The sequence below is a fragment of the Bradyrhizobium sp. BR 10289 genome, from assembly GCF_019455385.1.
Lineage (GTDB): Bacteria > Pseudomonadota > Alphaproteobacteria > Rhizobiales > Xanthobacteraceae > Bradyrhizobium.
Genome location: NZ_JACOFR010000021.1, coordinates 1 through 18,026, shown reverse-complemented (window position 1 = coordinate 18,026; position 18,026 = coordinate 1). Strand labels below are relative to the sequence as shown.

Genomic DNA, 18,026 nt, shown 5'->3' with positions numbered 1-18,026 from the left:
CTCAGGCCACCGCGGCCACGGGCGCGGCGTCTTTCGGGCTGAACAGGTTGCGGACCTCGGCAGCCGGCTTCGGCTTGCTGAACAGATAACCCTGCATCTCAGTGCAGCCGAGCGCGCGCAGCAGCTCGCGCTGGGCTTCGGTCTCGACGCCCTCGGCAACCGTGGTCATGTGGCTCGCGGCGGCGATGTTCACCACCGCCTGCACGATGACGGGCGCGCCGCTTTCTTCCGCGATGTCGGCGACGAAGCAGCGGTCGATCTTGATCTTGTCGAACGGGAAGCGCTTCAGATAGCTCAGCGAGGAATAGCCGGTGCCGAAATCGTCGAGTGCGATGCGCACGCCGATCGCGCGGAGCTGGTGCAGGATCGAGAGCGCCGCCTCGTCGTCGCGGATCAGCACGGCCTCGGTGATCTCAAGCTCGAGCCGGCGCGGATCGAGGCCGGAGGCGGCCAGCGCCCCGGCAATCCGCAGCGCCAGCGTATCGCATTTAAGCTGAACCGGGGAGACGTTGACCGCGACGCGCACATGCGCCGGCCAGGTCGCCGCTTCGTTGCAAGCGGTGCGCAGCACCCAGTCGCCGAGCTCGTTGATCAGGCCGGTGTCCTCGGCGATCGGGATGAACTCCGCCGGCGACACCATGCCGCGATCGGGGTGGCGCCAGCGCAGCAGCGCCTCGCAGCCCGAGACCGCGTTGGTGCGCAGATCGACCAGCGGCTGATAGTGGATCTCGAAGCCGCCGTTGATGAGGGCCTGGCGCAGATCCTGCTCGAGCGACAGGCGCGCCTTGGCGCTCGCGTCCATCTCGGGTTCGAAGAAGCGGTGGGTGCGGCGTCCGGAAGCCTTGGCGCCGTACATCGCAAGGTCGGCACTCTTGATGAGCTGGTCGAGATCGCCGCCGTCCTGCGGCGCCAGCGCGATGCCGATGCTGGCATCGGTGGAGAGCTGGTGGCCGAGGCAATGATAGGGCGCCCGGATCGCCTCGTAGATCCGCGTCACGAAGGACAGCACGTCGGCCGGGGACTGGATTGCCGTTTGAATCACCGCAAATTCGTCGCCGCCGAGCCGGGCGATCAGATCGCCCTTCTTGAGACAGCCGCGCAGGCGCGTCGCGATCGCCTTCAAGAGCTCGTCGCCGACGTGGTGGCCGAGCGAATCGTTGATGCCCTTGAATTCGTCGACATCGATATAGAGCAGCGCGAACTGGCAGCCATCCGCGACCTTTTCGAGCTCGCGCTCGATCTCTTCGCGGAACAGCGTGCGGTTCGGCAGGTCGGTCAGCGCATCGTAATGCGCCATATGCGCGATCTTCTCGTGGGCGCGCCGCCGCTCGGTCACATCCTCGACGACGCTGATGAGATAGCGCGGCTCGCCGGACTTGTCGGGAATGCCGATCCGGGTCGAGGTGATATAGCGCAGACCCTTGGTTTGGCTTTGCCAGGCATGCTCGTCCTGGAACAATCCCCCGGCGGCTTGCAGCGCCTTGCTGTCGTCGTCGGTGACGACCCTGGCCGCGTGATCCGGGTAGATGTCGAACGGGGTCTTGCCGACGATCGCTTCGCTGGATTGGCCGAACTGCTCCTCGGCGGAGCGGTTGATAAGCAGATATTGCCGCGTCCTGGCGTCCTTCACCGTGATCTGGGAGGGGATGTGATCGATGATCTCGCGCAGGAACATGTAGTTGCGGTCGCGCTCCTGCTCCAGATTGCGCCGCTCGGTAATCTCCTCGATCGTGGCGACCCAGCCGCCCTGCGCGAGCGGTGTGTTGATGACCTGGAAGCAGCGGCCGTTCGGCAGCTCATGGAGCCTGGTGGAGACCGTGCCTTCGGCCACCACCCGCATCACGTCGGCGCAAAACGCCTCGACGTCGCCACCGAATGCGCCACGCTCCTTGCGGTGATGCATGGCATCGAGGATGTGGCAGCCTGGCTTGATGACGTCATGGGAAAGGCCGAACATGTCGGCGTAACGGCGGTTGCAGGTGACGATGGTACCGTTCGCGTCGTACAGGATCAGTCCTTGCGACATGTTGTTCAAGGCGGTGTCGAGCCGCGATCGCTCGGCTTCCAGCCGTTGCTGGGCCTCGCGGTTCTGCCGGTTGATCTGGCGAACGATCAGGAACAGGATCAGTGCGATCACAGTGGCCGCCAGCGCGGCGGTCGTGACCATGAAGCCGGTCTGTTGCCGCCAGTCCGCGAGTGCGGCGCTCATGGTGCTGGTTGCGACGATCACCAGGGGAAAATGGCTCAACGATGCCGCGGAGCCGAGTCGGTCCTCGCCTTCAATGGGCCCCTTGACGCGCAGCGTGTGCCGGCCGCCTTCGGCCAGCATCTTGCGCATCAGCGGCGCGTCCTTGAAGCTCCTGCCGATCAGCTCCTCGACATGCGGATAGCGCGCCAGCATCTTGCCTTCGCGGTCGAACAGCGAGATCGCCGTACCCTCGGCGAGCGCAATCGACGCGAAATAGTTCTGGTAGCTGTCCGGATCGATCCGGCGGACCAGCGCGCCGACGAAGGTGCCGTCCGGCAGGCTCAGCCGCCGCGCCACGATCGTGGTCCATTTTCCGATCAGATAGCTGCGCACGGATTCCAGCGCGACCGGCTCGGCCATCGGATTCGATTTGAAGTTCTGGAAGTAGGCGCGCGCTGAGACGTTGATCTTGGGCAGTGGCTGCGACCGCGACCAGTTGATGATCTCGCCGTCGGCATCATAGATCGCGATGTCGCCGAGGTAGGACACGGGACTGATCCTGCCGCGTAGCATCTCGTTGGCAGCAGGTCCCGACATTCGCTCGCGGAACATTGCGGCCGAAGTGATTTCCGGCAGTTTCATCTGCCCGATCAGATCGGCGGCGACGACGTCGGAATCCTCGAACTGCTGATCGAAGTGCCGCGCGATCAGCTGCACGGTGTTTTCGAGCTCGCGCTCGCGGTTGGCCAGGGTCCGCTCGCGAAACTCGCCGATGGCCATTGCGGTGACGGCGAAGATCCCCATCACCAGGAACACGCCGCTCAGGGTCAGCCACAGCACGGGTCCGCGCCGCATCGCTGCCTCCCAACCGCGTCTCGCGGCTAGGGACATTCCGGCTGCGATTCCTGTAAAGGCCTGGCGCATTCCCCCTCCCTGGCGGAACAGGAATACACCTCACAAATGGCGCAAACCTTAGGAAAGCCAGTTACCTGAGGGTTAATCCGGTTGCGTGATCCGGCCCGTATGCAGTGCAGCGGGAGCAGCCTTCTGGTTGCGCTGCGCGCGCAACAAAAGCTGCGGTGCATCATTAATCAATGCTTAATGCGAGGCGCCCGCGCTCTTGTCAGCGCGGCCATGTCGCAGTCGTCCGACCACGCCGGTCGGGAAGAAATAGACGCTGGCGATGAACAGCAGCCCGAGCCACAGCAGCCAGCGATCGGGATGCAGCAGCCCCGGCAGCAGCGGCAGGCCGGCCTCAGACGCCGCCTTGGAGGCCACGCCCATCAGAGATTGCAGATAATTCTGGGCCAGGATGAAGATGGTGGCGCCGATGATCGCGCCATAGATCGTGCCCATGCCGCCGATCACGACCATCAGGAGAATGTCGAGCATGATCGAGAAGCTGAGCGAGGTGTCCGGGCCGGCATAGCGCAGCCACAGCGCGTTCAGGATGCCGGCGCTGGCAGCCACCAGGGCGGCGATGCAGTTGGCATAGGTGAGGTGAAATACGGTCCGGAAGCCGAGCGCCTCGGCGCGAAACCGGTTCTCGCGGATCGCCTGCAGCACGCGGCCGAATGGCGAGTTCACCACACGCAACAGCGCGAGGATCATCAGGGCCGAGATCGCGAACACCAGGTAGAAGGTCAGGATGCGGCCGTTGATCTCGAAGCCGAACAGGTTTTTCGAGATCAGGACCGTGCCGGGGCGGAGCAGCTCCGGGAGCTGAAAGCTGCGGCCGTCCTCGCCGCCGGTGAGCCACGAGAGCTGCGAGGCCAGCACCTGGAAGGCGGAGGCGACTGCGAGCGTGATCATGGCAAAGAAGATCGCGGCCACCCGCAGCGAGAACAGGCCGATGGCGAGCGCCAGCAATGCGGCCAGCGGCAGGCCGACGACGATGCCGGTGGCGACCGCGGCCCAGTTCGGCCCCATCCCGTACAGCGCAATGGCGATGGCGTAGCTGCCGATGCCGTAGAACATCGTGTGGGCGAACGACACCGAGCCGGTGTAGCCGAGCAGCAGGTCGTAGGACGCCACCAGCGCGGCGAACACGCAGATTTTCGCTGCGACGTTCAGGGCCTTGGCGCCGGGAAACAGGAACGGCGTCGCCGCCAGCGCCAGGATGATGACAACGAGAATGAGCGTGAGCACGCGGCTCTTCGGGGGATCGCCGGAGAGGATCATCATCGGCTGGTCACCGCATAGAGGCCGCGCGGGCGCCACATCAGAACGGCGACCATCAGCAGGATGTTGGAGACGAGGGCGAGTTTCGGCACCAGGAAGCCCCCGTAATTGGCGACCATCGCCACCAGGATCGCGCCGATGAAGCAGCCGCCGATCGAGCCGAGCCCGCCGATGATGACGACGACGAAGATCAGGACCGTGAGCTCGTCGCTCATGGAGGCGTGGACCTGCTCGCGATACAGCGCCCACATCACGCCGCCGAGGCCGGCGAGCGCCGACCCGGTCATGAACACGCCGAGGAACAGGCGGCGGATGCGATAGCCGAGCGCCTCGACCATCTCGCGGTTCTCGACGCCGGCGCGGATCAAAAGGCCGAGCTTGGTGCGGTTGAGCACGAGCTGGATCGCGATGAACACGGCAAGCCCGATCAGCATCGCCAGCACGCGGTATCTGGCGATCGCGACGTCGCCGAGGATGAAGGAGCCGCGCAGCGAGGTCGGCAGCGGCATCGGAATGATCTGCGGGCCCCACAGCGCATAGAGCGTCTGTTCTGCAACAATGAGGCCGCCCGTGGTCATCAGGATCTGCTTCAGATGCTGGCCGTAGACCGGCAGGATCAGCACGCGCTCGACCACCAGACCGAGCGCGCCGGACACGGCCATCGACAGCAGCGCCGCGGGGGCCAGCACGGCGAGGTTCACCCACAGCGAGTCGGCCTGCACCGAGGCCACGAACGGCGCGAACACCAGCGTCGCGATATAGGCGCCGACCGCGATGAAGGCGCCATGGCCGAAATTCAGCACGTCCATCAGGCCGAATACGAGCGTTAAGCCCGAGGCCATGATGAAGATCATCATGCCCATAGCGAGGCTCGCGGCGGTCAGGGTCAGCCAGGTCGAGGGCGAGCCGACCAGCGGGATCATGACGAGCGCGAGCGCGATCGGGAGCAGGATCGGCGCCAGATCGCGCCTCGGCTTCGGCAGCGGATCGGTTGCGGCAAGGTCTGTCACTGATGCGCCTCCAGGCTCAGGCCGAGCAGCCGCTCCTGCAGCGGCACGTCGGCGGCGAGCGCCGCCATCTCGCCGCGATGGACGATGGTGCCGTTGTCCATCACCAGCACGCTGTCGCCGAGCTCGCGGGCGGCAAAGAAGTTCTGTTCGACGAGGAGAATGGTCGCGCCCTTGCGCTTGATCTCCTTCAGGCACTCGATCAGCGCCATCACGATGGCGGGCGCGAGGCCTTTGGTCGGCTCGTCGATCAACAGCAGTTTTCGTGGCTCGATGATGGCGCGCGCAATCGAGAGCATCTGCTTCTGCCCGCCGGACAGGCTTCCCGCCCGCGACAGCCAGAACCGCCGCAGTGCCGGGAAAAATCCAAAAATCCATTCGAGCTGCTTGTCGTCCATCGCCGCGTCGCGCGCCGCGAGGACGAGGTTCTCCTTCACCGTGAGGTCGGAGAACACGGCCATGCTCTCCGGCACATAGCCGACGCCGAGCCGCGCGATATCGGGCGTGGCGCGGCTCTCGATGCGCATCCCGTCCAGCGTGATCTCGCCGGAGGAGGCCTGCCACAGGCCCATGATGGTGCGCAGCGTCGTGGTCTTGCCGGCGCCGTTGCGGCCAAGCAGCATCGTGACCTGCCCTTGCGGGACGGCGAGGTCGATGCCCTGGAGAATGTGGTAGCGGCCGATATGTGTGTGCACGCCGGAGAGTTTGAGCAGGTCTGTCATGCCGCGCTCCCTGAAGCTGCCTTGGGAGCTACGCCGAGATAGGCTTCCTGCACGATCGGGGAAGCGATCACCTCGGCCGGCACGCCGTCGGCGACGAGCTGGCCGTTATGCAACACGATGATGCGGTCGGCGAGCGAGCGCACCACGTCCATCTTGTGCTCGACGAGGAGAATGATCTTGCTCTTGTCCTGCTTGAGCTGCGCGATCAGGTTCAGCACCACCGGGACCTCGTCGATGCTCATGCCTGCAGTCGGCTCGTCGAACATGAACACCTTCGGCTCCAGCGCGATCATCAGGGCGACCTCGAGCTTGCGCTGGTCGCCATGCGACAGCGCGGTCGCGGCGACGCCGCGGCGATTGCCCAGCGCGACCTGGTCGAGGATGGCATCCGCACGCGCGATCAGATCGCGGCGGACCATCCACGGACGCAGCATGTCGTAATGCGTGCCGGAGGCCGCCTGCACCGCAAGGCGGACGTTCTCTTCGACGGTCAGGTTCGGAAACAGGTTCGTCAGCTGGAACGCGCGTCCGAGACCCGCGCGGGTCCGTAAGGGCGCGGAGTGCTGGGTGATGTCGGTGCCGTCGAACAAGATGCTGCCGCTGGAGGCGCGCAGCTGGCCCGAGATCAGATTGAAATAGGTGGTCTTGCCGGCGCCGTTCGGCCCGACGATGGCGGTGAGCTCGCCCGGCCGAAACGTGCAGGTGACGTTGTTGACTGCGACATGCCCGCCGAAGCGGATGGTGAGGTCGCGAGTTTCGAGGGAGAGGGGCATGGGTTCAAGCGTGTCGGGTGGTTGTGACACCTCTCCCCGGAGGGGAGAGGTCGATTTGCGCAGCAAATCGGGTGAGGGGGCTCAGGTCCCACGAGAGGCGAAACCCCTCACCCGCGCCTTCGGCGCGACCTCTCCCTATGGGAGAGGTGAAGAAGCACCTACCGCTTGTTCTTGACCGGAACGTCCATGTCCTCGATCTTCAGCTCGCGCACCGGCTCGAGCACGGCCCAGGCGACGTTCGGATCGGCCTTGACCTTGAAGTGATACATGCTCTGCAGCGCCTGATGGTCCTCTTTCCGGAACACCATCTTGCCCTTCGGCGTGTCGAACTCCAGGCCTTCCATGGCCGTGATCAGCTTCTCGCTGTCGGTCGATTTCGCCTTGGTGACGGCGGCGACGACGGACATCGCGGCCGCAAAGCCGCCCGCGGTGAAGAAGTCCGGCGGCGCGTTGAAGCGCTTCTGGTGCTCGGCGACCAGCCAGTCGTTCACCGGGTTCTTCGGGATCTCGTAGAAATAATAGGTCGCGCCTTCCATGCCGGGCAGGCCCTTATAGGCCGCGAGGGCCGGGAGGATGTTGCCGCCGGTCGACAGCTCGATGCCGTAGCGCTTCGGGTCCATGTCCTGGAGCTTGGCCAGCGGATTGCCGGCGCCGGCCCAGATCACCCAGATGATCTTGCGGCCCGGCTTGTCCTTCAGCGCATCGAACAGGCGCTGGCCGACCGCGGTGAAGTCGGTGGTCGAGGTCGGCGCATATTCCTCCGCAGCGAGCGTCGCGCCGGTCTTGGCCAGCGCCTCCTTGAAGGCGGCGACGCCGTCGCGGCCGAAGGCATAGTCCTGCGCCAGCGTGGCGACGGTGACGCCCTGCTTGCCGATCGCGACTGCGTTCGAGATCGCGTCCTGCGACGAATTGCGCGCGGTGCGGAAGATGTAGCGATTCCACTTCTCGCCGGTAATCTGGTCCGCGACGGCGGGCTCGACGATCAGGATCTTCTTGTTCTCCTCGGCGACGGGGAGAATTGCGAGCGCCGCGGCCGACGAGGTCGTGCCGATCGCGATGTCGGCCTTGTCGTCCTGATAGGCCTCTGCGAGCGCGGCCTTGGAGAGATCTGGCTTACCCTGGTCGTCCTTGGTGATGACCACGATCTTGCGGCCGTCGAGCGTCATCGTGCCCTTGGTGGCGTATTCGAAGCCCATCTGCAGGCCGGTTTCGGTCTGCTTGGCATAGGCTTCGAGCGGGCCGGTCTTGCCGTAGATCAGCGCGACCTTGAGGTCGTCTGCATGCGCGGAGGTGACCGCGGCCAAGCCGAGGATGGCTGTGGATACGATGAGTGAACGACGCACGATAATCCCTCCCTATTGAAATGCCTTGAGTGACCGTCTTGGCAATAGCGATTTGCACAGCCTGACGAACATTGCAATTCCACCTTACGGCGGGCTTGTGGGAGTCGCGTGTGACGGTGTCTTGACGCGTGATGGATTCAGCCTGCCGAAGAATTCGGCAGGCGCAAGCCCGGCCGCGATCTGTTCTCCGTCATCCTGAGGTGCCGGAGCGTAGCGGAGGCCTCGAAGGATGAACGGCCCGGCTGGCAGCTCGGCCGTACATCCTTCGAGGCTCCCGGCGCGATGCTTTCGCATCGCGCCAGTCGCACCTCAGGATGACGGGAATAGCTCGTCGGATGATCGGACGACGCTTACCGCCGATACCCGCTCGCGCGGGAATAGCCCTGGCGGTTTTGCTGCATCGGGCGGCTCGCGACGCTGCCGCGGGATTCGCTGGAGGCTGGAGTCGCCAGCTTCAGCTCCTCCAAAAAGATCGGCCGCGAGAAATAATAGCCCTGCGCGTAGCGGATCTTGGTTGCGGCCTGGAGGTAGGCCAGCTCCTCGTAGGATTCGAGACCTTCGGCGATCACGGTCATGCCGAGCGCTTCGCTCAAGGATTCGATCGCGCGCAGGATGCCCTGGCTGCGCGGACGCTTATGGATGTCGGTGATGAAGGAGCGGTCGATCTTGATCTCGTCGGCGGTGATGTCGGCCAGCGCCGAGAGCGAGGAATAGCCGGTGCCGAAATCGTCGATCGAGATGCCGACGCCGAGCTTGCGGAACATCGGCAGGATTTCCGACTGGAAATGGCTCTTGGCGACGAAGGCGTCTTCCGTGACCTCGATCATGAAGCGCTGCGGAAAACCGGTCTCTTCCAGTGCCCGCGCGAAGTTGCGCATGAACTCGGGCTTGCCGGCCTGTTTCGCAGCGACGTTGATGCTGATGGTCGCTTCCGCGCCGAAGGTCTCGTTGATCAGGTCGATCGACTTGACGATCTCGGCGAGCACCAGATGCGTGAGCTCGTCGATCAGCCCGAGTTCGCCGGCGAGGTTGATGAACGAGCCCGGCGCCTGGATCACGCCTTCGTCGTCGCGCAGGCGCACCAGGGCTTCGATGCCCTTCACCGCCTGGGTGCGGATGTCGACCTTGGACTGGAAGGCGCAGCAGAAGCGCTTTTCGAGGATCGCGAGCCGCAGCGACTGCTCGATCTTCATCCGCGCTTGCGCCTCGCGCTCCATGCTGGCGTCGAAGAACGCGGCCATGCCCTTGCCGTCATTCTTGATGCGGTACATCGCGATGTCGGCGTTCTGGCGCAGCGTCTCGAAGCTGCTTCCGTGCTCGGGATAGAGGCTGATGCCGACCGAGGTCGAGGCGAACAGCTCCGAGCCGTCGATGAAGAACGGCGCGGTCAGCCGCTCCAGCGTCGACTGCACGAATTCGGCGACCTCCTCCTGGCTCTGGATCGGCGAGAGCAGCAGCAAAAATTCGTCGCCGGAGATGCGCGACAGCATGTCGGTCTCGCGCAAATCGCGCCCGAGCCGCTTCGACAGCTCGACCAGCAGCGCGTCGCCGACGGCGTGGCCGTAATAGTCGTTGATGTGCTTGAAATTGTCGACGTCGAGGAAAGCCAGCGCGAAACGGTCGCCGCCGCGACTCCCCGCGAGCAGGCTGTTGGCGCGGTGCTCGATCACGCGCCGCGAGGGCAGGCCGGTCAGCTCGTCGAAATAGGCCGAGCGAAACAGCTGGTCCTCGAAATTCTTCTGCTCGGTGATGTCGGAGGAGGCCGAGATCAGCAGCTCGCGTCCGGCAAGGCGAACGGGACGATGGGTCGTCAGCAGCACCTGGCGCGTCGCGCCCTCGTGGAGCGCTTCCTCGGTGACCACGGCCCGGCCGGCGCTCAGCGCCTGGCAGCAGGCTTCGCGGCGCGGTACCAGGTCCGGCGAAGGCCGGCTGCCGTCCATGCCGAGCTGTGCGGCAGCGGCATCATTGACCAGCAGAAGCTCGCCATCGGCGTCCTGCACGGTCACGCCAGCCGGCAGCATTCTAACGATTTCCTTGAGAAATCCGAGCTCGGCTTCGCTCGCGCCGAAATATCTGTTGTCGTTCATAGAAGTCATGAATCTTGTTGTTTCGGCGCGCCTTTGCAATGGGCGCGATCTTGCGCGGTTCCCTCTTAAGTTTGGTTAAGCGGTACGGAGAAATACGGGGGTGCTTTGCGGCGATGCGACGCGCGCCGACGATCGTCATTAACAGAGCGTCAACGTCGCTTGCGAAAGCTCGAACGACGCGCGCGGATCGCTTTCGTTTGTTGCGAGTGGCGTTGCGCGATGGCTTCGACAGAAATTGGTATGAGCCGTCGTCGTCACCTCTCCCGTAGGGAGAGGTCGGATCGCATCGAACGATGCGATCCGGGTGAGGGGTTACAGTCTCACCGATCGCTGCGGCCCCTCACCCGGATTGCGCCGGACGATGCTTCGCATCGCCGGGGGCAATCCGACCTCTCCCCGCTGGGGAGAGGTGATCACCCGTCCTTGGGAACGCGGCATTGCATGATGCAATGCAGGCCGGTCGCCAGATAGGAGACCTCGGTCTTGCCGTCGAAGGCCGAGAGTGCCGACTTCAGCAGCTTGGTGCCGAAGCCCGGCGCCGACACCTTGTCGATGCTTGGACCTTCGGTCTCGTCCCAGGTGATGGTCAGGCGGTCGCCGCTGACGGTCCATGACACCTGCAACAATCCGCGCGGTGCGGAGAACGCGCCGTATTTGCCGGCGTTGGTGGCAAGCTCGTGAAACATCAATGACAGCGTCACCGCGAGCTTCGGCGGCAGGAACAGCCGGTCGCCGTTGAGGGTGAAGCGGACATGGCCGTAAGGCCCGAGTTCCGCGATCAGGAGATCGCGGATGTCGCAGCCCCCCTTGTCGATCCGCGAGATCAGATCGTCAGTCGTCGCCAGCGAGCGCAGCCGCGGATCGATCCGGGCCCAGACCTGCGGCTGGTCGTGCAGCACCTGGTGAATCACCGCGTGCACCGTCGACAGCTTGTTCTTCAGCCGGTGCTGGAGCTCGTCGACCAAGAGCTTGCGATACTCTTCTTCCTCGATCAGGCGCTTCGAGATCCGCCGCTGCTCGACCAGCAGCGTGCGATAATGCTCGACGCCCCAGATGGTGAGCGCGCAGACTGCCCAGTACAGCGCCAGCAAGGCAAAGCGGGCGCGATCGGCAAAGGCATCGCCGAAATTCACGACCACGCCGAGCACGCCGCCGGCGATCGCCGTGACGATGCCGATCCGGAAACCTCCGAAGGCGGCGGCAAAGAACACGGCCGGGAAATAGGGGGTGAAGTAGACGTCGGGTCGCACATAGGCGAGCCCCCAGCGCGCCAGCGTCGCAACCAGCACGCAAGCAATCGCAAAGGCGATGCTGAGGCCGAGCGACGGCGGTGCTACGCCCTGCCAGCCCTTGCGGAATTCGTCGATCAGCTTCTCCATGCGTAGCCCGGTCGCGGCGTGCCTGCGCCGTGAATGTTACGCATGTCCAGAGCGCAAGCAAAGCTTGCCTTGTCGGGAGCCGGCGGGAATAGTGAGCGTCGCGGCGCCGATCGTCGCGGCGCCGCCATCGATCGGTGTCCGCATTTTGGTGTCAAATCATTCAAGAACAGGGACATTCCATGGGCAGGCTGGACGGCAAGGTGGCGGTGATCACGGGCGCGACGAGCGGCATCGGATTGCGGACTGCAGAAGTCTTCGTTGCCGAAGGTGCCAAAATTGTGATCGCGGGGCGGCGCATACCGGAAGGCGAGGCGCTGGCATCGCGGCTCGGGGCCAATTGCCTGTTTCGTCAGACCGATGTGACTGCCGAAGTGCAGATGCAGGCGCTGATCGCGCTCGCGGTGGAAAAATTCGGCCGCATCGACTGCCTGTTCAACAATGCCGGCGGTCCGGCGCAGACCGGCGGCATCGAGGGCCTCGAGGTCGAGCGCTTCGACGCGGCGATGGCGACGCTGGTGCGCAGCGTCATGCTCGGCATGAAGCACGCCGCGCCCATCATGAAGAAGCAGGGGTCGGGCAGCATCATCAACAATGGCAGCATCGCCGGGCGCTTGGCCGGCTATTCCTCCTCGCTGGTTTATGGCGCGGCCAAGGCGGCGGTGATCCATCTGACAAAATGCGTGGCGATGGAACTCGGCGAGTCCAACGTGCGCGTCAACTCGATCTCACCGGGCGCGATCGCGACCGGCATCTTCGGCAAGGCGCTCGGGCTCACCACCGACGCCGCCGAGCAGACGCCCGCCATGTTGCGCGACGTCTACAAGACCGCGCAGCCGATCCCGCGTGCCGGCCTGCCCGACGACATCGCGCATGCCGCGGTGTTCCTCGCTAGCGACGAGTCCTCTTTCGTCAACGGCCATGATCTCGTCGTCGACGGCGCCGTCACCGGCGGCCGCAACTGGACCCAGCAGCAGCAGGGGTTGAGCGCCTTGCGCAAGGCGTTTGACGGGGGATAGGTCTCGTGCCCCGGACGCAGCGCAGCGCTTCTTCAGCGGTGCGCTGCAGAGCCGGGGCCCATCTCTCGGAGCGATCAATGTCTCAAGATTCTGGGTCCCGGCTCTGCGCAGCAGCGTTTCACGCTGCAGCGCGTCCGGGACACGAGAGATGCTGTGGCTACACCGCCCGCACCCGCACCTTCAACCCATCTCGCGGCTTCGGGATCGGCCACATCTGCCACTGCGGCTTGTAGCCCGGCTCCAGCGACACTTCGAGGTTCTGCAAGAAGTGTCGTGCGAAGCATTTCGCCTGCATATAGGCGAAGTGCAGGCCGAGGCACATATGCGCGCCGCCGCCGAACGGCACCCAGGCGAAGCGGTGGCGGCCACGCTGAGCCTCTTCCGTGAAGCGCAAGGGATCGAAGCGATCAGGCTCGGGCCAGACGTCCTTCATGTGGTGGGTGTAGAGCGGATTGATGCCGACCGCGGTGCCGGCTGGAATCGTAAAGCCCTTGAAGGTGAAATCGCGCATCGCGCGGCGCGGCATCGACGGCACCGGCGGCTTGATCCGCAGCGCCTCCTTGAAAGCCATCTCCGACAGCGGCATCTTCTCGAGATCGTCAAAGCTGCTCGGCGCATCAGGGGCGAGGCCGAGCGCCTGGACCTCGTCACGCAGCTTGTCCTGCCAGTCCGGATTGGCGGCGAGCTCGCCGACAAAGGAGGTCAGCGAGGATGTCAGCGTGTCGTGCGCCGCCATCATCAGGAAGCTCATATGGTCGATGATGTCCTGCTCGGACAGCAGCGCGCCATCCTCATGGGTGGCGCGGCAGAGATGCGAAAACAGATCGTCGCCGCCGTGATTGCCGCGGCGGAGCGGAATCTGCTCGCGGAAATAGGCGACGATGCGTTTGCGCCCCCTGACGCCCGCGGCCATCTGGGTGCCGGGCAGCGGCCGGCGGATCGGCGCGACGGCCGCCGCGACCATGTCGACGAAGGCGCGGTTGATCTCGTCCACCTCAGGCCCGATATCGGCGCCGAGGAAGGATGCCGCGGCAAGATCGAGCGTGAGCTGCTTCATAGCCGGATAAAGCTGCATCTCGCCGGGCTTCGCCTTCCATTGCGCGACGCGCGCGGCGATACCGCGGTCGAGATCGCTGAGATAAGATTTCATCGGCCCTGACTTGAACGCGACCGACAGAGCCTTGCGATGCAAGCGGTGCTCGTCGAAATCGAGCAGCATCAGTCCGCGCGGAAACAGCAGGCCGAGCACCTTGTTCCAGCCATGCGTCGAGGAAAACAGCTTCTGCTGGTCGAACAGCACGAGCTCGTTGGCTTCGGGCCCGAGCAGCACGACATTGGTCTCGCCGAAAATATGGGTGCGATAGACCGGCCCCCATTTGGCGCCGTTCGCCTCGATATGCCCCTTGGGATCGGCGAGCACCTGAAAGGTCTTGCCGATAATCGGCCAGCCCTCGTCGCCGGGGATATGCGTCAGCTCATTGCGCTTTGGAGCCGTGAAAGGAAGCGCAGGGGCCACATTCTGCATCGACATGACGATTGCTCCGGTTGTCCGACCGACAGACATCGCGCCACCGCGGCATTATTACGGCCTACGCAAGCTGATCGCGTCAGCATAGCACAGGCCGGTATCACGTCCTCATGAGAGTGGTTACAAGCGTAGCCCCGATGACGTCTACCGCTTCGCCGCTTCCTTCTGCAGATCCGGCGCGTTGACGGCGGGAATGGCGACGCGGCCGGGGCCGGTCACCTTCAGCGCCTCGGCGGCCTTCTCGTTCTGCATGATCTTGGCCATCACGGCCTGCCCCGCACGCTCGAAGATCGCGCGGTTCTCGATCACGAATTTTTGCGACCTGCGCAGGCCGTCGATATAGCCGTTGATTTCAGGCACGACGTAGCGCGCGACCATGTCCCAGCTGCGGCGCGTGGCTTCCGGATTGGCCCAGTCGTGCACGAAGCCGATGACGGCGCCGACGCCGCCGGAGACCTCCATCACGTTCTTGATGGTTTTGATGAGATCGTCGGGCGTGCCGATGGTGGAGGCCGCGCCCTCGACGAAGGCGGTCTTGTCCACGGCTTCATCGGGCGAGGAGAAGGCGGTGAGGCCCGGCCGTTGCAGCGTGCCGACATTATATTCGTTGTGCCAGCGCATCAGCCCGGCGCCGGCCTCGCGGCGCGCCTGCTCGCGGCTCTCGGCGATGTGAAAGCTCAGCAGCACGCGCCAGTCGGCGCGATTGACCTTCGTGCCGTGCTTTTTCGCGGCGTCCTCGGCGAACTGCCATTGCTGTTGCAGCGACATCAGGCCCTGCGTCGTCATCGAGCCCAGCGAGATGATGCCGATGCCGTATTTGCCGGCGAGCGTCATGCCTGACGGCGAGATCTGCGAGGCCACGACGAACGGCATCTCCTCCTGCAACGGCAGGATCTGCAGCGCGGCGTCGTTCATGGTGAACCAGTCGCTCTTGGCGGTGACGCGCTCGCCGTTGAACAGGCGGCGGATCACGTCGATCGCCTCGTCCTGGCGGTCGCGCTGTGTCATCGGATCGATGCCGAGCGTATGCGCGTCGGAGGCCAAAGCGCCGGGACCCGAGCCGAAGATGGCGCGGCCGCCGGTCATGTGGTCGAGCTGCACCATGCGCTGGGCGACGTTGAAGGGATGATGATAGGGCAGCGAGATCACGCCGGTGCCGAGCCTGATCCGCTTGGTGCGCTCGCCGGCTGCGGCCAGGAACATCTCGGGCGAAGCGATCATCTCCCAGCCGGAGGAATGATGCTCGCCACACCAGAACTCGTCATAGCCGAGCGAATCGAGCTGCTCGACCAGATCCAGATCGCGCCGGAACTGGAGCATCGGATGCTCCCCGATCGGGTGATGCGGGGCGAGGAAAGCTCCGAACTTCAGGCGCGCCATGGCGTTCTCTCCGGCTGTCATTTTCTGTTTGTTGGTGGGGATGAAGCTACGTGCCCATTGGCATGAACGCAATCGCGCGATGTCCCGCGCAGCGGAATGCAGGCATGCGAGGATACGATACGATGCGAGGCGAGATGCTTCGTCTCCCTCTCCCAGTTCTTACGGGGAGAGGTGAAAAAATCACCGCGTCATCCTGTTCCACGCATCGAGCCCGGCTATCTTGTACGCCTCGGCCAGCGTCGGATAGTTGAACGTGTTCTGGATGAAATAATCGATGGTGCCTTTGAGGTTCAGCACCGCCTGGCCGATATGGATCAGCTCGGTGGCGCCTTCGCCGAGGATGTGCACGCCGAGCAGGCGGCGGGTCTTGGTCGAGAAGATCATCTTCATCATGCCGCTGTTCAGCCCCATGATGTGGCCGCGCGAGGTCTCGCGGAAGCGTGCGATGCCGACCTCGTAGGGAATGCCGCGCGTGCGCACCTCTTCTTCGGTGAGGCCGGCGGTCGAGATCTCCGGCACCGAATAGATGCCGTAGGGAAAGAATTCCGGCGGCGCCAAGGGCTCCATGCCGAGCGCATGGCAGGCGGCGACACGGCCCTGCTCCATCGAGGTCGAGGCGAGGCTCGGAAAGCCGATCACGTCGCCGGCGGCGTAGATGTGCGGCACGCTGGTCTGCAAGGTGACAGGATCGACCGAGATGCGACCGCGATGGTCGACGACGATGCCCGCGGCCTCGAGGTTGAGCCGGTCGGTGGCGCCGACGCGGCCCGCCGCGAACAGCAGCATTTCCGTGGTGACGTGGCGGCCGTCCGCGAGATGCGTGACGATGTGGCCCTGCGCGGTCTTCTCGATCGAATTGACCTTGGCCCCCAGCCGCAGCGCGACATTGCGGTCGCGCAGCTCATGCATGAACTCGTCGATCAATTCCTTGTCGATGAAATCGAGAAAGGTCGGCCGCGGCTCGATCAGCGTGACCGGCACGTCGAGCGCGCTGAAGATGGTGGCATATTCGACGCCGATCACGCCGGCGCCGATCACAGCTAAGCTGCGCGGCAGTTTTGGCAGCTCGATGATCTCGTCGCTGTCGAGCACGCTGGTCCCGTCGAACGGCACGTAGTCGGGCCGGAACGGGCGCGTGCCGCAGGCGATCAGGATGAAGGCGGCCGATACCACCTTGGTCTCGCCGAGGGCGCTGGTGATCTCGACCTCGTGCGGCGAGATCAGCCGGGCCTCGCCGTTGGCGGTGCGGACCAGGTTACGGCTGAACTGATGCTCCAGCACCTCGACCTCGTGGTCGAGCGTCTTCTGGAGGCGGGTCATCAGGTCGCTCGCCGCGATGTCCTGCTTGACCCGGTAGGAGCGGCCGTAAAAACCGCGCTCGCGCCAGCCGGACAGGTTCAGCACGGTCTCGCGCAGCGTCTTCGAGGGGATGGTGCCGGTGTGGACCGAGACGCCGCCGACCCGCCGGCCCTTCTCCACCACCAGCACGGCCTTGCCGAGCTTGGCACATTGCACCGCGGCCCGGCGCCCCGACGGGCCCGAGCCGATCACCACCATGTCGTAGTCGTACATCCGGAAGATTTCCGCGCCCGCAAAACCAGCAGGAGTTGCCATGCAGCAATCGGGCCAAGGCAGCAAGTCCTACCTCGGAGGTAATCGCGCCGGTGACGCCGATCTGCCAGCCTTGCGCGCAAATAAATCGCTGAAGGCTCGCGTGAAAATGCATCAAACCGTCACAAAACAAGTCGATTCGACCCGCCGCTGGTGGGTGCTGACGATCGTCGTCGCCGCGCAATTCATGTTCGGCGTCGACGCCTTCATCGTCAACGTCGCCATTCCCACCATCGCCGTCGACCTAAAGGCGACGCCGGCGCAGATCGAATCCGTCATCGCGATATATCTGATCGCTTACGCGACGCTGGTGGTGACCGGCGGCCGCCTCGGTGACATCCACGGCACGAAGAACGTGTTTCTCGCCGGCGTGCTCGGCTTCACCGCGACCTCGCTGTGGTGCGGTCTTGCGCAATCCGGCGCGGAGCTGATCGTCGCGCGGCTGGCGCAGGGCGCGACCGCAGCGTTGATGGTGCCACAGGTGCTGGCGACGCTGCATCTGCTCTTTACCGACGAGACCCGCAGCCGCGCCTTCGCCGTCTACGGCATCGTGCTCGGCCTCGCGGGCGCCGCAGGATTTTTGCTCGGCGGCCTGCTCGTGACGCTCGATCTTGCCGGCAGCGGCTGGCGCGCGGTGTTTTTCGTCAATGGTCCCTGCGGCCTCGTTATCGCGGCGGCCGCCTGGCGCATCATGCCGTCGGTGCCGCGGCGGGCTGGGACACGGCTCGACATCAAGGGCAGTGTGGTGCTGTTCGCGGGCCTGCTGTGCCTGATCGGGCCGCTGCTGTTCGGCCACGATGTCGGCTGGGCG

The 18,026-nt window shown here is 64.7% G+C and carries 13 protein-coding genes; 2 read left to right on the top strand and 11 right to left on the bottom strand.

All coding sequences use genetic code 11. The features are described from left to right. Position 1 precedes the first annotated feature (1 nt). The 8 genes from HYH08_RS27910 to HYH08_RS27875 form a co-directional block, all read right to left on the bottom strand. Positions 2-3,079 carry a bifunctional diguanylate cyclase/phosphodiesterase gene (locus HYH08_RS27910; RefSeq protein ID WP_502788932.1) on the bottom strand — a complete coding sequence of 1,026 codons (3,078 nt, stop codon included), beginning with the start codon at positions 3,077-3,079 and terminating at the stop codon, positions 2-4. A gap of 207 nt (positions 3,080-3,286) precedes the next feature. Then, a complete protein-coding gene (locus HYH08_RS27905; RefSeq protein ID WP_220013040.1) occupies positions 3,287-4,372 on the bottom strand; it encodes a branched-chain amino acid ABC transporter permease in 1,086 nt (361 codons plus the stop codon). Next, positions 4,369-5,379: a branched-chain amino acid ABC transporter permease gene (locus HYH08_RS27900; RefSeq protein ID WP_220013039.1), complete on the bottom strand. Its 1,011-nt coding sequence runs from the start codon at positions 5,377-5,379 to the stop codon at positions 4,369-4,371. The genes HYH08_RS27905 and HYH08_RS27900 overlap by 4 nt, the downstream gene beginning before the upstream one ends. Then, on the bottom strand, positions 5,376-6,098 hold the full coding sequence (locus HYH08_RS27895; protein ID WP_220013038.1) for an ABC transporter ATP-binding protein: 723 nt from the start codon (positions 6,096-6,098) through the stop codon (positions 5,376-5,378). Before HYH08_RS27895 ends, HYH08_RS27900 begins: the two co-directional genes overlap by 4 nt. Then, complete coding sequence (locus HYH08_RS27890; protein ID WP_220013037.1) at positions 6,095-6,871, bottom strand: ABC transporter ATP-binding protein; 777 nt, start codon at positions 6,869-6,871, stop codon at positions 6,095-6,097. Before HYH08_RS27890 ends, HYH08_RS27895 begins: the two co-directional genes overlap by 4 nt. Positions 6,872-7,029: 158 nt before the next feature. Next, complete coding sequence (locus HYH08_RS27885; RefSeq protein WP_220013036.1) at positions 7,030-8,214, bottom strand: substrate-binding domain-containing protein; 1,185 nt, start codon at positions 8,212-8,214, stop codon at positions 7,030-7,032. Between the two features lie 350 nt (positions 8,215-8,564). Then, entirely contained in the window at positions 8,565-10,301 is a 1,737-nt protein-coding gene (locus HYH08_RS27880) for a putative bifunctional diguanylate cyclase/phosphodiesterase (protein ID WP_220013035.1), read from the bottom strand. Positions 10,302-10,714: 413 nt separating this feature from the next. After that, entirely contained in the window at positions 10,715-11,680 is a 966-nt protein-coding gene (locus HYH08_RS27875; protein ID WP_220013034.1) for a sensor histidine kinase, read from the bottom strand. Positions 11,681-11,859: 179 nt separating this feature from the next. On the opposite strand from HYH08_RS27875, the gene HYH08_RS27870 reads away from it, so the two are divergent. Further along, positions 11,860-12,696, top strand: coding sequence for an SDR family NAD(P)-dependent oxidoreductase (locus tag HYH08_RS27870; protein WP_220013033.1), 837 nt, complete (start codon positions 11,860-11,862; stop codon positions 12,694-12,696). A 157-nt stretch (positions 12,697-12,853) separates the two neighbouring features. Here the strand turns inward: HYH08_RS27870 and HYH08_RS27865 are convergent, their stop codons facing one another. The 3 genes from HYH08_RS27865 to sthA form a co-directional block, all read right to left on the bottom strand. Beyond that, positions 12,854-14,227 (bottom strand): cytochrome P450, encoded by a 1,374-nt coding sequence (locus HYH08_RS27865; protein WP_220013032.1) that lies wholly within the window; start codon positions 14,225-14,227, stop codon positions 12,854-12,856. Between the two features lie 141 nt (positions 14,228-14,368). Further along, a complete protein-coding gene (locus HYH08_RS27860) occupies positions 14,369-15,604 on the bottom strand; it encodes an LLM class flavin-dependent oxidoreductase (RefSeq protein WP_220013031.1) in 1,236 nt (411 codons plus the stop codon). Positions 15,605-15,784: 180 nt separating this feature from the next. After that, positions 15,785-17,176: a Si-specific NAD(P)(+) transhydrogenase gene (gene sthA, locus HYH08_RS27855; protein WP_220013152.1), complete on the bottom strand. Its 1,392-nt coding sequence runs from the start codon at positions 17,174-17,176 to the stop codon at positions 15,785-15,787. A gap of 148 nt (positions 17,177-17,324) precedes the next feature. Between sthA and HYH08_RS27850 the strand changes: the two genes are divergently transcribed. Then, a partial coding sequence (locus HYH08_RS27850; protein ID WP_220013151.1) for an MFS transporter occupies positions 17,325-18,026 on the top strand: 702 nt, incomplete at its 3' end.

Excerpts from the sequence above, each read along its gene's own strand:
- HYH08_RS27910 (WP_502788932.1), bottom strand. The coding sequence starts at position 3,079 with ATGTCCCTAGCCGCGAGACGCGGTTGGGAGGCAGCGATGCGGCGCGGA.
- HYH08_RS27905 (WP_220013040.1), bottom strand. The coding sequence starts at position 4,372 with ATGATGATCCTCTCCGGCGATCCCCCGAAGAGCCGCGTGCTCACGCTC.
- HYH08_RS27895 (WP_220013038.1), bottom strand. The coding sequence starts at position 6,098 with ATGACAGACCTGCTCAAACTCTCCGGCGTGCACACACATATCGGCCGC.
- HYH08_RS27890 (WP_220013037.1), bottom strand. The coding sequence starts at position 6,871 with ATGCCCCTCTCCCTCGAAACTCGCGACCTCACCATCCGCTTCGGCGGG.
- HYH08_RS27880 (WP_220013035.1), bottom strand. The coding sequence starts at position 10,301 with ATGAACGACAACAGATATTTCGGCGCGAGCGAAGCCGAGCTCGGATTT.
- HYH08_RS27875 (WP_220013034.1), bottom strand. The coding sequence starts at position 11,680 with ATGGAGAAGCTGATCGACGAATTCCGCAAGGGCTGGCAGGGCGTAGCA.
- HYH08_RS27870 (WP_220013033.1), top strand. The coding sequence starts at position 11,860 with ATGGGCAGGCTGGACGGCAAGGTGGCGGTGATCACGGGCGCGACGAGC.
- HYH08_RS27865 (WP_220013032.1), bottom strand. The coding sequence starts at position 14,227 with ATGTCGATGCAGAATGTGGCCCCTGCGCTTCCTTTCACGGCTCCAAAG.
- HYH08_RS27860 (WP_220013031.1), bottom strand. The coding sequence starts at position 15,604 with ATGGCGCGCCTGAAGTTCGGAGCTTTCCTCGCCCCGCATCACCCGATC.
- sthA (WP_220013152.1), bottom strand. The coding sequence starts at position 17,176 with ATGTACGACTACGACATGGTGGTGATCGGCTCGGGCCCGTCGGGGCGC.